The organism is Streptomyces sp. NPDC021115, assembly GCF_044333065.1.
Lineage (GTDB): Bacteria > Actinomycetota > Actinomycetes > Streptomycetales > Streptomycetaceae > Streptomyces.
The window spans coordinates 519547-532711 of the sequence record NZ_JBIRQF010000002.1 but is presented as its reverse complement, the minus strand read 5'-3'; the positions used below and the strand labels follow the sequence as shown (position 1 = coordinate 532711).

Sequence of the window (13165 nt, the reverse complement as noted above, 5' to 3'; positions counted from 1 at the left end):
CGTACGTGCCCCCTCTGCCTCTGATCGGCATCAGCACCTACCTGGAAGCCTCGGCGCACTGGGGCGTCTGGAACCTCCCCGCCGCGCTCCTCCCCGCGGGGTACCACCAACTCGCCCAGCGCGCCGGGGGTCTGGCCGCGATGCTGCCGCCGGACCCCGCCGTCGGGTCGGCCGCGGCCGTCGTCTCCCGCCTCGACGCCGTCGTGATCTCCGGCGGCCCGGACGTGGAGCCCGTACGGTACGGAGCCGCCGTTGATCCGCGTACGGGCCCGCCCGCGCGGGAGCGGGATACCTGGGAACTCGCCCTGATCGAGGCGGCGCTGTCCTCGGGCGTCCCCCTGCTGGGCATCTGCCGCGGCATGCAGCTCCTGAACGTCGCCCTCGGCGGCACCCTCGTCCAGCACCTGGACGGCCACGCGGGCCCGCCCGGCGTCTTCGACCGGCACGAGGTCAAGCCGGTCCCGGGCACGCTGCTGGGCGGGGTGCTCCCGGAGCCGGTCTCCGTGCCGACCTTCCACCACCAGGCGGTGGACCGCCTGGCCGACGGCCTGGTCCCCTCGGCCTATGCGTCCGACGACGGGACGGTGGAGGCGGTGGAGCTGCCCGGCGCGGAGGGCTTCGTGCTGGGCGTGCAGTGGCATCCGGAGGCGGGGGACGATCTGCGGGTCATGCGGGCGCTGGTTGCGGCGGCTCGGGACTGACCTCCAGCCCGAGCTGAGCGAACACCACGTCCCGGACGCGGCGCACCGCGTCCGGGTCGAGGTGCGCGAGGACGGGGAGGGCATGATGCCACCCGCCGTCACACATCAACGCCCGGCGCAGCTGCTCGCGGGCGCGGGCAATGCGACCGGCGTCCGCCGGGGGCGGCGGCATGAGCAGGTCGATGCACCTCCTGACCAGTCCCAGCCCGCCCGGTACCAGCCACGGCTGCCACAGCAGCCCGAGGATGGCCGCGGCCATTTCGGCGCGCACGGAGGGCTCGTCCCCCTCGTGCCGAAGCCGCCCCACCATCTCCTCGGCCCGCTCGTCGTCGCCGCAGACGGCGTACACCAGGGCGACGAGGCCATGAGCGTCCGGGCCACGGAAACCGTACGTATCGATGTCCAACCGCGTCGCGATGTCCTGCAGGCTCTGCGGCGAGTCCGGATCCAGCCCTCCCAGCAGGAGCTCGCCCGCCACGTATGTCACAGCAGAGAGGTCGCGGAACCAGGGGTTGCTCGTGGCCATCGCGTCCCGCAACGTCACAAGCAGCGACGGCACACGCTCAGGTGCCTCGCGTTCGGCTGTCAGGACGAGTTCGGCACATTCGGCGACCTCGGCATCCGCGTGGTCGAAAATCCACCCCTCGTTCGGAGACACGATCTCCTCTTCGGCACGCTCGCAGCGATCCAGCCGCGAAGGGCGCGGGCCGACTTCAGCCAGCGCATGCCTGACAAGCTGCGCGCTGTAGGAGGGCACGGGAGAATACGGCGCCTCGTCGTCCGAGGACGAACCGTCGGCAACGCTGTCCATCTCCTCGGCTGCTTCCTCGGCCAGCCGCCGGGCACCTGACGGATCAGTCGTATGGATACGCACCGCCATCCTCACCAGCGCTTCGGCGCGTTCCTCAGGACCGTCGAACCACCGGGCCAGTCGCTCGGCATGCGAGAAGTCCTGGCGGGTGGCCAGCGCGTCGACGAGCGACTCCAACTGTTGATCGACTCCTCGGTTCCCGGCGAGGGACCGCGGTGCGGTCTCCAGAGCGGCCGCCAGCAGCCTGGCCGCGCGGGCCGGATCGTGGTGGATGGCATGTCCCGCCACCACTCCCAGCGTTTCCGCCGCCCGCACGGGGACCTCGATCTTCGTGGCAATGAGCTCGGCCTCGTCCAGCGCACCGGCTGTGGCCAGCTCCTCCGCCACAGAGGAAAGGATGTCGTGCGGGACGTTCGAACCGTATGCCGCACACACCGCCTGCCACGCCCGTGCGGCGTTTCCCTCGCGTGCCCACCCCCTGGCGAGGACGTCGGATACCTCAGGCCCGAATCCGGTATGGGCCTCGGCCAGGTCCTGTGCCTCTTGGGCAAGCCCACAGTCGGCCAGGAGCTTCAGGACGTGTACTGCCGTCACCTTGGCGTCCGGGCTCTCGTCCCCCTGAAGAAGAGTGCCGACGCGTTCCTTCGCCATCCTCGCCAGCCGTACGGCTGACTCCGGTCGCGCATGGCGCACGGCGAAGGCCACCGCACACAGCTTCGCAACCTCGTCAGGTGGTGATTGAAGCGCCAGCTTGTCCAGGTCATCGAACAGACCCGCCGAGCGAGCGGGATGCACCCCGGCGCAGGCCGTCGCGGCCGCCGCCACTACGCGCGCCCACCACCACGAGCCGAACCGCGGCGTGGCCGCCGCCAGCACGCGGTCCAGCGTGCGATCGGCCAACGGGGCGTCATGAGGGCGCACGGCCTCGGCGACCTCCACGAAAGCCATGAGTACGCCGGGTGAGTGGTCGGTCCCGTACACAAGGGACCGGGTGTCGTCTCGCTCGGTGATGAGTTCCAGAGCCTCGGTGCCTCGGCCCACCGTGGCCAGCGTGACAGCTGCCGCTCGTGTGATCTGTCGTGCCTCGTCCTCATCCTTCGAGCCGGAGGGGAACGCATCCCGGTTCACGAGTGCCACGGCCTCTCGTGCCAGCTCGGTCGCGCGCGCATCGCCGCTCTCGGCCATCGTCTGCGCGACCCCGACCAGCGCCCGGGCTCGGTCATGCGCGTCGAAGACGCTTCGGGCCAGCCCCTCCGCGCGCCGGGTCGGCCCCAGCCGGGCCATGACGACAGGGAGGTTCCACGGGAGGGAGCTGTTACGACGGGACAGCAGGTCCTCCGCCGTACCCAGGGCTGCCAGTGTGCCAAGGTCGTCGGGGGCCTCGCGGGCGGCCATCGTGCGTACGGCATCGACCTCTGCGAGGGCCGCCGCATCGCTGCCGGTCACCGCGCGCATGCGGTCCTGCCGCCGCGGATCGGTGGTCAGCGCGGTGGCCCGATCGACGTCCCCCAGACCGCTCACCATGCGTCCGTACTGCTGCAACAAGTACGGCGGCGTTTCTTCCGGCCATCCTTGATCGCGGTACCCAGCCGCCCAGGCGTGGATACGGTCCCGATACGGCAGCAGATCCGGGCCCAGCATCTCCGTCGCCGCCACGAACAGCGTCTCGTGGGCGAAGAGGTATCCCCGCTTCTCGTGCGGCCTCGCCGAGCGTCCGCGGCGGCGCAGGATCCGCCCGAACATCCCCTCCACCCGATGCCGCACCGCGTACAGCTGCCGTCCCGTCAGCTCGCGCAGCTCCTCCGACCGCAGGCTGCCCCGCGCAGCGGCCAGCAGGCCGACGATGTCCTTCTCCAGATCGTCCCCGGCCAGCGCCCGGGACAGCTCGAACCACGCGTCGTGCTCCAGATCCGTGGCGAAGTCCGTCGCGCCCAGCTGCCGTACGACATCACCCCGCAGCGGATGGCGCGCCTTGACGTCCAGCGGAAGCGCGGGGTTGGGGCGGCTGGCGACCAGGACGCGGACGCCGGGCGGTGGGCGTTCGGGGAGGAGGGACGCGATGCTGGGGCCGGTGGCGCCGTCGCGCGCGGACTGGTCCTCGTCCAGCCCGTCCACGACGAGCAGCAGCGTGCCGCCGTCCTCGGCCACCCGCTCGGCGGCCTCCGTCAGCAGCGCGCGGCGCTCGGCCTCGCGGACGCCGGGCGAGGCGTGCGGCGACGGCTCGCGGCCGACGAGGGCGGCCAGCTGGTGGACCACCGCCTCGGTGTAGGCCGTGCTGTCCGCCTGGCCCGCCAGCCGGGAGGTGATGAAGAACGACACCGGGACCACCCCGCGCGGCGGGTGCAGCGCGAACGACGACACCAGCGCCGTCTTGCCCGACCAGGGCCGGCCCTGGATCCAGCGATACGTCTCGGGGCCCGCACAGAAGTCGACCAGCTCGCGCAGCTCCTCGGCCCGTCCCATCAGCTCGGGCGGGGCGATGTCCCGCAGCAGGGCCTGGTAGCCCGCCTCGATCTGGCCGAGCCGGGACGGCGGGAGGACGTCCGGGAGGGGGGCGAACGCGGTGCCCAGCTCCCGTTCGAGGGTGGACCGTTCGTCGTCCGGCAGCCGCTCCGCCCAGCGGTCCGCCCGGCTCACCGCCAGCCGTCCCGCGCCATCGGCGTGGTGATGCGCGGCCACCACCCCCACGATCCGGCCGCCGCTGAAGACCGCCGCGCCGGACATGCCGTCCCAGCTGCCGTCCGGCGGGGGCACGCTCAGGTCGAGGGTGCCCTCACGGCGGTTGGAGAGGACCGCGCAGGTGCCGTGCACATGCTCCGCGTCGCGGTACGGCCGCCCGTCGTCACCGCGACGGATCTTGAAGGCCGGGAAGCCCATGGCGCTGCACCGCAGCACCGCGTCCCGCTCGCCGACCCGGCCGAAACGGGCCACCGGGACCTCCTCCGACGAGAAGGGAACGGCCAGGACAGCGACATCCGTGGGCGGGTGCTCGAAGCACACCTCCGCTTCGAGCACCCGCTCCCCCGGCCGGTCCGCCTCGAACCGCACCCGTACGGACACCGCCGACGCCACCACATGGGCCGCCGTCAGCACCCTCCCGGGCGCGACGAGATAGCCCGAGCCGCGACGGCGGTCCCCCGTCGCCGTCTCGACGATGATCTCGGCCACCCGGTGGCCCGTCAGCCCCGCCACCGCTCAGCCTCAGCGCTCCCCGGCCACCTCGGCCCCGGAGATCCTGGCCGTCGTGCGGGTGCCGTCGGGGCCCGGGGTGGTCGGCTGGAGGGTGAGGGTGATGCGCTGGGTCTCGGACGAGGCGTACTTCCCGTCGCCACCGGCCTCGACCACCCAGAAGCGGACCCTGCCGCTGCCGCCCGCCTCCTTGGTGACCGCGACCGTGGCCTCGATCTCGATCGGGCCGACGTCGAACTGAAGGGCCTCCCCCGCGCCCTCGCCCGCCGCGACCGTGAGCTGAGCGCGCAACTCGCGGATCATCTCCGACAGTTCCACCATGCGTCCCCCCTCATTGTCTTTCGGCTTCAGACTGTACAAGGGGGTACTGACAAGGGCGGTCAGCTGTTGATTTCGAAGGACTCTCCGTAGACCTTCCACTTCAGCGGCGGGTTCAGATCGAAGTTCTTCGCGTTGAGGAAGACGCGCTGCGCGGTGTCGACCCGGCTGGTGTCGCTGTGCGCCTCCTCGCTCTGCATGGCCTTCTTGCGGGCGTCGAGGAAGGCGTTGAGGTAGGTGGTCTGGTTGCCGCCCTGCGCCGGGGTCTTGGCCTTGGACATGGCCGTCTTGCGGATGCCGCCGAAGCTGTACTTGCTGTCGCCGGGGCCGTGCATGACGATCGCGTCGTAGTAGATGAACTGGCCGAGCGCGCCGAGGCCGTCGTCCTTGCCCTGCTTGACGGACGGGTTGAAGTAGACGCGGTCGCGCTCGTGCTCCTGGGCGTCCTGGAACGCCTTGTCCGCGGCGGCCTTCTTCCAGTCCTTGGTGAAGTTGGGGTCGAGGCCGCTGTGGGAGTCGCTGCCGTTGACCTTGCGCAGCGCGGGCAGGTACTTGGCGAGGACGTTGTCCGGCTTCTGGTCGGTGTAGTACTCGACGAGGTCCAGCATGTCGCCGGTGCCGGAGCAGAAGCCGATGATCCCGGCGGTGTAGCCGCGGCCGTCGCCGATGTCCTCGATGTACTTGAACTGGCCGCGCCAGTCGAGGGAGGAGTTCTCGGCGCTGGAGACCAGCTTCATGGCGATCTCCTTCTTGGCCGGATCGTCCAGGTTGGCCGCCGCGGTGGCGGCCTGGTGCGCCGAGGACGATATGGGGGTGGCGGCCTGGCCCACGCCGACTCCGACGCCGGTGAACACGAGCGCGGCGGGTAACGCCACGGCCGCCGCCGTGAGGCCGATCCTTCTGGACATGGGGGACTCCGTTCGCTTGAGCCGTCCGTTAGGAAGCTTTCCTAACCATTGAAGCGAGCGCGCCACACCACCCACAAGGCTTTCGACTCAACTCGCGTACTACGGCTGCGGAATGGGCACCGCCGGGTCGGTCCCGTCGGCCGCACCAGCCGTGCCGACCGGGCCCGCCGGCTCGGCGACGGCCTCGACGGCCACCGGCGCGGCGCCCGGCACCGCCACCGCCCGCCACCATGTCTCCAGCGGCAGCCCGCGCCCCGGCTCGAAGGGCTGCCCCGGGCGCGGCACGGCCACGCTCGCGCCCGCCGCGCGGGCCGCGGTGACGGTGCCCTCGGCGGGCTCGTCCCACGGGTGCGGGGCCAGGTTGAAGGTGCCCCAGTGGATCGGCAGCATGATCCCCCGGGCGGGCTCGCCGCCCTGGAGGTCGAGGTGGGCGCGCATGCCCTCCTCGGGCCTCATGTGAATGTCGGGCCAGAACTCGCTGTACGCACCGATCTGGATCATGGTCGCGTCGAACGGCCCGTACGACGCCCCGATCTCCGCGAATCCGGAGAAGTACCCGGTGTCCCCGCTGTGGTAGATCCGGTGCTCGGGCCCGGCCACCACCCAGGAGGCCCACAGGGTGTGCTGGGTGTTGCGCAGCGCGCGGCCGCAGAAGTGGCGGGCGGGGGTGGCGGTGAGCAGCAGCCCGGCCACATCGGTGGACTCGTGCCAGTCCAGCTCCGTCATCTGCCCCACCGGGACGCCCCAGTGCTCCAGATGCGCGCCGACCCCGAGCGGCACGACGAACTGGGTGCCGGTGCGCACGAGCGCGCGGATCGTGGGCATGTCGAGGTGGTCGTAGTGGTCATGCGAGATGACCACCGCGTCCACCGGCCCAAGCTCCCGCAGCGGCACGGGGACGGGGTGCAGCCGCTTGGGCCCGATCGAGGCGAAGGGCGAACAGCGGCTGCCCCACACCGGGTCGAACAGCACTCGCCGCCCATCGATCTCGGCGAGCACGCTGGAGTGGCCCATCCAGGTCAGCCGCAGCCCGGAGGCGGGCGGTGTGGCCAGGTCGGCGAGGGTGGTGGGGTACACCGGTACGGTCCCGGCCGGGGCCCGGCGTATCCGGTTCTCCTTGCGGAAGTACGTGGGCAGGAACTTCAGCATCGAGCCGGACGGCGCGGCGCCGCCGCCGCCGCCAGGGTTGGTGAACACGCCGTTCGCGAAGTTCGGCGAGCGCCGGATGCGCTCCATCCGCTCCCCGGCCGGATCGGCCCCGAAGGCGGCGGGGCGCAGGGCTGTGGTGAGCCGGGCACGCTGGGAGCTGGAACCGGTCACGGCACCTCCTGGGTGAAGGGGATGACGGCGCACCCCATGGCCTGTGCTGTTGTGCTGCTGCACTGTGACAACTGTCCTGACGGTGACCTTGTTCCGGAAGGAGGCTCCGGATCTGTTCAGGGCGCGAACGTCAGCATCAGGTGATCCTCGACCGGGCGGTAGCCGATCCGCTGGTACAGGGCGTTGCTGGTGGGGTTGGCGAGGTCGGTGAAGAGCAGCACCCGCTCGGCCCCCGCGGCGCGCGCCGCCCTGCTGACGGCGGCCGTGACCGCGCCCCCGTAGCCGTGTCCCCGCCACTCGGGCGGCGTGTAGACGAGCGAGACCCGGACGGTGTCCGCGATCGTGCGGCTCACCGCGGCGGTGGCCACCGGCTCGCCGTCCACCTCCCACAGCAGGGCGCCGTGGTGGCTGAGCCGGTCGTCCACCGCGCGTGCGACCTCGCCCTCCGGCAGCGCCCCGGTGTCGCGGCCGAACGCCGCGTACCAGCTCAGCAGCAGGTCGCGGTCGTCGGTGGTGGCCGTCCGGGCCCGCCCCCGTACGGGCCCGGACGGCGTCAGGGTGTCCAGCCGGTACAGCCGCTGGACATGGTCGACCCCGCGCGCCTCCCCGGTGTGCCGCTCCCAGGCGTCCGCGAACGCCTCGGCGACCGGGCGCGCGCCGTTCACCCCGCCGATCCGCGCCCGGTTCGCCCCGTCCGCCCCGTCCGCCCCGTCCGCCCCGGCGAGGGTGCGGGCCAGCGCGTCCGCCGCCTCCGCGGGCATCGCGGAGAGCAGCGGCGGACGGGGCGGGGTGCGCAGGTACGCACCGTCGACCGCGCCCGAGGGCGCCCGCCACCAGCCGAAGACCGGCGGCTGGTCGCCGTAGCGGCCGCTGCCCGCCGCCTCCAGCGAGGAGACGACGGTGAGGAGAAGGGTGTGCTGGACCGGGCGGGCGCGCAGGAACGCGCCCGCCGCGGCCTGGAACGCATCGAGGTCGGATGTCGTCGTCCACGCCATGCGTTCCAGGCTGGCGCGCCCGGCCCGCGCGGCGCATCTCATTTATCCGCGGCGCGTCCCCGATCAGCTCAGCAGCTGAGGTTCGAACCCGGCGAGGTGCCGAGTATCTGGACGAACCTCTGGTACGCGTCGATCCGGCTCTGCACCTGGCCGGGGTTGGCGCCGTTGCACTCCAGACTGCCGTTGATGCTGCGGATGGTCTCGCCGAAGCCGCGCTGGTTGACCATGGCGTTGTGCGGGGTCATGGTGCCCGGGCCGGTCTGGGTGTTCCAGTACCAGAGGGCGGTCTTCCAGGACACCGCGGAGTCGTTCTGCACCAGCCAGGGGTTGTTCAGCAGGTCGATGCCGAGCGCGTCGCCCGCGGCCTTGTAGTTGAAGTTCCAGCTGAGCTGGATCGGTCCGCGGCCGTAGTAGGCGGCCTGGCCCGCGGGGCAGCCGTACGGCTGGTTCCAGTCGCAGTAGTGCGGGTAGTTGGCCTGGTTCTGCTCGACGATGTGGACGAGGCCACCGGTCTCGTGGCTGACGTTGGCGAGGAAGGCGGCGGCCTCCTGCTTCTTCACGGTGTCGCTGCCGGTGTTCGCGAAGCCGGGGTAGGCGCCGAGGGCGGCGGTCAGGCCCTGGTAGCTGTAGAAGCCGTTCCGGTTCGGGAACATCTGGTTGAACTGCGCCTCGCTCACGACGAATCCGGCGTTCCCGCCGCTGCCGCAGTCGTAGGGCTCCCAGTACCAGGTGCTGATCACCGGGTCGTAGCCCGGGTTGTCGTGCTCGGCCCGGTAGTACCTGCCGTCGGTGTACCGGACGATGTCACCGGTCACGTACCACTTGCCCGCGCCCCAGTCCGGATAGCTGCATGCCGCGCGCGAGGCCGTGCCCGCCGAGTCCGCCGACGCGGAGGCCATGGGCATGCCAAACAGTAAGGCGCACGCCGCCGCCAGTGCGGCGAACCATGCCATGGCGCGTCTTCCCCACATGGGACCACCCCATCTCTTGTGTTGTCGGAGGACACTCAATCGGCTTGGTCTATACCAGTCAAGGTCCAGACCAAGCCGATGTGGGGTGAGCGCGTCCGGATCAGGTCTCGCGCTCCGGCACATAGGCCGCGGCGTCCAGGCCGAACGTCCAGGCCACGCCCTCGCGGGCGGTCCGGGTGCGGGGCGGTACGCGCAGCCAGTACGTGCGGTGCGTACCGTCCGGCTCCGGCGTGGAGTTGACCACCTCGACCATCGCCACCGGCTCGTCGTCGACCAGGTCGATGCGCCACAGCACACCCGTCTCGTCCCGGTGCACGGGCTGCGCCCCGGACTCGTCGAGATAGCGGTCGTAGCCGTAGTGCTCCAGCATCACCCGGCGCAGCTCCGCGTTCTCCTCGGCGCGGATCCGGTCCGGGGTCAGCTCGCCCAGCTGGTCGAGGAAGTCAGCGGGCACCGGCATGCCGCGCCAGGCGTACAGCGCGAAGCCGTCGGGGAAGGCGAGCGCGGGGCCGTCGCCGCGGTCGAGGCGGCCCGCCTCGTCGCGGTGCAGCTCCTCCGGGCGCTCCGCGATCACCACGACCCTCTCGTACGGCCACCACCACCCGGCGGCGCGGGCGATCGCGGCCACCCCGGCGAGCCCGTCGTCAGGACCCTCGGTGACGGAGGCCAGCCAGGGCGCGTCGTGCTGCCCCAGCACCGCGTCCAGCAGGGCGAGCCGGACGGCCGTCTCCTGATCCGCCCGCCGCGTGACCGTGCCCGTGCCCTCCGCCAGGGACTCGATGACACCGGTGCGGATGCGCTCGGTCAGCGCCCGGGTGACGTCCCACAGCGGCGCCCCCGTCAGCGCCCAGCGCTCGGCCCACCCGGACGGGCCCAGCGCGGTGTGCGCCCGCTCCCGGGCGCGCGCCCAGGGGCGGGTGCGCACCGCGTCCCGCACCGAGGCGCCCGCGGCGCCCGCCACCGGCTCGACCCCGGCGGCCGCCAGGGTGTCCGCGGCCCGCTCGGCGGCCTCGCCCGGCAGCCCTTCCGCCTGCCCGGTGAGCAGCAGCGCGGCCGCCGTGCCCGCCAGCGGGGAGCCCGTCCACACGATCCGCTCCGGCGGCACCAGTCCGGCGTCCGCGTACGCCCGCCGGATGCCTTCCTCGGCCGTCTCGCGGTCCGCCGGGCCGGTCGCGGCGGCCACCGCGCGCCAGTCCCCCGTGGTCATTACGGTCGTGCTCCTGGCGCTCGTGGTCATGCTCGTCGTCTCCGCTGCCGTCGCCGTCGTCATCCGTCCTCGTCCCCCGTGCTCTCAGTCCGCCACGACGCGCACGGCGCCCGGCACGTACTCCCGCTGGCGCACCACCCGGTACCACCCCTTGGGCAGCGGTATCGCCGCATGCTCCTCGTGCACCACCCGCCCGCCGTCGGGGAGATGGAGATACGAGGCGCCGAACGGCCCCGACTCGCGCACCAGCGTGCCCGGTCCGACCACCGCGTGCGCGTGCCCGGTCACCTCGCCGAGCGCCAGCACCAGCCGCCCCCGCCCGTCCCGTGGCTGCTGCGGCAGCCCCTCGCTGCCCGGCGGCAGCGACTCCGGTGCCACCGGCACGATCAGCACGTCTCCCTGTCGGTACATGCGCTCCCCTTCCCCCGCGGTCCCCACCGCAGCCGTCATCGGTCCACCGGTCGCCGCGCGGCGGCCGGTCGATGGTCCTGACGGTACGCAGGGGGTCCGACAACGGCCGCCGGGGCGGCCGTCGGTGGGGCTTGGTACAACTCTTCGCACGCACTTCGGAACCGGGCACGCCCGCTCGAACCCCCTGGAGAAATCCGCGCCATGACCGACTACCTGACGGAACTGCACCGGCTTCCGGTCTTCGACTTTCCGCTGCCCGACGAGGACCCGCAGCTGCCCGAGCCGGAGGCGGCGGCCTGGCGCATCTCCTACAACCCGTACGCCGAGGAGTCGGACGAGGTCTTCGAGGGCCGCTTCGACCGATTCCTGACCACGGTCGACCCCACCCGGGTGCGGGCGCTGATCATCGGTCAGTGGGGCGAGGCGTACGACAAGGACTCGGCGGTGATCGTCGATCTGCTGGTGGCCGCCAAGGACCGGCTGACCTCCCTCGAAGCGGTCTTCATCGGCGATCTGGAGGCGGGGGACGCCGAGATCTCCTGGATCCAGCAGTCGGACGTGACCCCCGTCCTGGACGCCTACCCGGGGCTGCGGGAGCTGGGCATCCGCGGCGGCAGCGGCCTGCGGTTCCCCGCCACCGGGCACCAGAACCTGCGCAGGCTCCGCTTCGAGACCGGCGGGCTGCCCGGCGAGGTGGTGCGCGGTGTCTCCGGCAGCGAACTGCCCGCCCTCGAACACCTGGAGATGTGGTTCGGCGTCGACGAGTACGGGGGCGATGTCACCGTCGGCGACCTGGCCCCGCTGCTGTCCGGTGGCCGGTTCCCCGCGCTGCGCCACCTGGGCCTGATGAACAGCGAGATCCAGGACGAGATCGCCGCCGCCGTCGCCTCGGCCCCGGTCCTCGCCCAGCTCGACTCCCTCGACCTGTCCATGGGCGTGCTCACCGACGACGGCGCGGCGGCGCTGCTCGACGGCCAGCCGCTGACCCACCTCACACGGCTCGATCTGGACCACAACTACTTCTCGGAGCCGATGGAGCAGCGGCTGCGCGACGCGCTGGAGCCGTCCGGGGTGAAGGTCGCGCTGTCCGAGAAGGGCGACGAGTACGAGTGGGAGGACGGCGAAGTGCAGCGTTACACGGCCGTCGCCGAGTAGACGACCAAGAGAAGGAGTAGCGCTATGTCGCCGTTTCCGAATGAGCCGTGCCGGAACGGCCCGCGGCTCGCGGTCGTCGGCAATCCCGGCCACCGCCGGGTGGAGATGTTCACCGACGCAGCCCTGGCCGCCGGGCTGGCCGTACCCCGGGTGCTGGCCTGGCGCGATGTGCTGTGCGGCAGCGTGGAGTTCGAGCCGGGCGAGCGCGTGCGGATCGAGTCGCCAGGCGAGGACCACGAGGTGGACGAGTTGCTGCGGGGGGCCGGGGACCCGACCCGGGTCGAGGGCACCGGCCGCTGGTACGCGCGGTTCACCGACGCCGTACGGGCCGTCGCGAAGGCCGCGCACGCGGCGGGCGCGACCCTGCTGGACGACCCCGGTGAGCTGGCCATCCTGTTCGACAAGCGGCTGTGCCACGGGGTGCTGGACGCGGCGGAGGTCCCCGTACCGTATTCGCCGACCTCCGGTCCGCAGGCGCCGCCGGTGCGCGGCTGGGACGATGTGCGGGCGGCGCTCGGCGAGGGCGGCATGCACCGTGCGTTCGTCAAGCTCGCGCACGGCTCGTCCGCCTCCGGGGTGCTCGCGGTCGAGTACGCGGGCCCCGGCCGGATCCGCGCCACCACCTCGGTGGAGCGCACGGAGGACGGCTCGCTCTTCAACTCGCTGCGGGTGCGGCGGTACGACACCGAACGGGACGTCGCAGCGATCCTGGACACGCTGGCCCCGGACGGGCTGCACATCGAGCGCTGGCTGCCCAAGGCATCGCAGGCCAAGCGCGCCGCCGATCTGCGGGTGGTGGTGATCGACGGCCGGGCGACCCATGCCGTCGTACGGACCAGCCGCTCCCCCATGACCAATCTCCACCTCGGGGGCGTGCGCGGCGATCTGGCCGCCGCCCGCGCGGCCGCGGAGGCGGCGGGGGTGGCGTGGAGCGCGGTGCTGGGCACGGCGGAGCGGGCGGCGGCCTGCTTCCCTGGCACGCTGTGCGTCGGGGTGGATCTGCTGCCCGGCACCGGGTGGCGGCGGTTCGCGGTCGGTGAGGTCAACGCGTTCGGCGATCTGCTGCCCCGGCTGACCGGGCTGACCGGCAGCGGCGCCGAGGACCAGGACACGTACGCGGCGCAAGTCGCCGCCGTGCTCCGCGCACACCGGGAGGCCCATCACGATGCCGTTGGCTGA

General features: G+C 72.4%; 11 protein-coding genes. 3 read left to right on the top strand and 8 right to left on the bottom strand.

The window, feature by feature from the left end:
- Nucleotides 1-5: 5 nt before the first annotated feature.
- Nucleotides 6-701 (top strand): gamma-glutamyl-gamma-aminobutyrate hydrolase family protein, encoded by a 696-nt coding sequence (locus ACH4TL_RS07985; protein WP_398310210.1) that lies wholly within the window; start codon nt 6-8, stop codon nt 699-701.
- Here ACH4TL_RS07985 and ACH4TL_RS07980 read toward each other — a convergent pair.
- From ACH4TL_RS07980 to ACH4TL_RS07945, 8 genes are all read right to left on the bottom strand, one after another.
- The gene (locus ACH4TL_RS07980; RefSeq protein WP_398310213.1) at nt 667-4704 is read right to left on the bottom strand and encodes a trypsin-like peptidase domain-containing protein; all 4038 of its coding nucleotides are present in this window, start codon (nt 4702-4704) and stop codon (nt 667-669) included. The two genes, ACH4TL_RS07985 and ACH4TL_RS07980, sit on opposite strands and share 35 nt — an antisense overlap.
- Before the next feature lie 9 nt (nt 4705-4713).
- Complete coding sequence (locus ACH4TL_RS07975) at nt 4714-5022, bottom strand: trypco2 family protein (RefSeq protein ID WP_398310216.1); 309 nt, start codon at nt 5020-5022, stop codon at nt 4714-4716.
- A 59-nt stretch (nt 5023-5081) separates the two neighbouring features.
- On the bottom strand, nt 5082-5927 hold the full coding sequence (locus ACH4TL_RS07970) for a chitosanase (protein ID WP_398310219.1): 846 nt from the start codon (nt 5925-5927) through the stop codon (nt 5082-5084).
- A 99-nt stretch (nt 5928-6026) separates the two neighbouring features.
- Entirely contained in the window at nt 6027-7247 is a 1221-nt protein-coding gene (locus ACH4TL_RS07965) for an MBL fold metallo-hydrolase (protein WP_398310222.1), read from the bottom strand.
- A 116-nt stretch (nt 7248-7363) separates the two neighbouring features.
- Nucleotides 7364-8242, bottom strand: a complete 879-nt coding sequence (locus tag ACH4TL_RS07960; RefSeq protein ID WP_398310225.1) for a GNAT family N-acetyltransferase — start codon at nt 8240-8242, stop codon at nt 7364-7366.
- 68 nt (nt 8243-8310) lie between these two features.
- Entirely contained in the window at nt 8311-9213 is a 903-nt protein-coding gene (locus ACH4TL_RS07955) for a glycoside hydrolase family 19 protein (RefSeq protein WP_398310228.1), read from the bottom strand.
- 100 nt (nt 9214-9313) lie between these two features.
- The gene (locus ACH4TL_RS07950; protein WP_398310230.1) at nt 9314-10420 is read right to left on the bottom strand and encodes a DUF6745 domain-containing protein; all 1107 of its coding nucleotides are present in this window, start codon (nt 10418-10420) and stop codon (nt 9314-9316) included.
- An 84-nt stretch (nt 10421-10504) separates the two neighbouring features.
- Complete coding sequence (locus ACH4TL_RS07945; RefSeq protein ID WP_398310232.1) at nt 10505-10831, bottom strand: hypothetical protein; 327 nt, start codon at nt 10829-10831, stop codon at nt 10505-10507.
- Nucleotides 10832-11032: 201 nt separating this feature from the next.
- Between ACH4TL_RS07945 and ACH4TL_RS07940 the strand changes: the two genes are divergently transcribed.
- Complete coding sequence (locus tag ACH4TL_RS07940) at nt 11033-11986, top strand: STM4015 family protein (RefSeq protein ID WP_398310235.1); 954 nt, start codon at nt 11033-11035, stop codon at nt 11984-11986.
- 24 nt (nt 11987-12010) lie between these two features.
- Nucleotides 12011-13165, top strand: coding sequence for an STM4014 family protein (locus tag ACH4TL_RS07935; RefSeq protein WP_398310238.1), 1155 nt, complete (start codon nt 12011-12013; stop codon nt 13163-13165).

Bases quoted from the DNA above. Each gene is read 5' to 3' on its own strand.
- ACH4TL_RS07975 (WP_398310216.1), bottom strand. From the start codon at position 5,022: ATGGTGGAACTGTCGGAGATGATCCGCGAGTTGCGCGCTCAGCTCACG.
- ACH4TL_RS07970 (WP_398310219.1), bottom strand. From the start codon at position 5,927: ATGTCCAGAAGGATCGGCCTCACGGCGGCGGCCGTGGCGTTACCCGCC.
- ACH4TL_RS07960 (WP_398310225.1), bottom strand. From the start codon at position 8,242: ATGGCGTGGACGACGACATCCGACCTCGATGCGTTCCAGGCCGCGGCG.
- ACH4TL_RS07955 (WP_398310228.1), bottom strand. From the start codon at position 9,213: ATGTGGGGAAGACGCGCCATGGCATGGTTCGCCGCACTGGCGGCGGCG.
- ACH4TL_RS07950 (WP_398310230.1), bottom strand. From the start codon at position 10,420: ATGACCACGGGGGACTGGCGCGCGGTGGCCGCCGCGACCGGCCCGGCG.
- ACH4TL_RS07945 (WP_398310232.1), bottom strand. From the start codon at position 10,831: ATGTACCGACAGGGAGACGTGCTGATCGTGCCGGTGGCACCGGAGTCG.
- ACH4TL_RS07940 (WP_398310235.1), top strand. From the start codon at position 11,033: ATGACCGACTACCTGACGGAACTGCACCGGCTTCCGGTCTTCGACTTT.
- ACH4TL_RS07935 (WP_398310238.1), top strand. From the start codon at position 12,011: ATGTCGCCGTTTCCGAATGAGCCGTGCCGGAACGGCCCGCGGCTCGCG.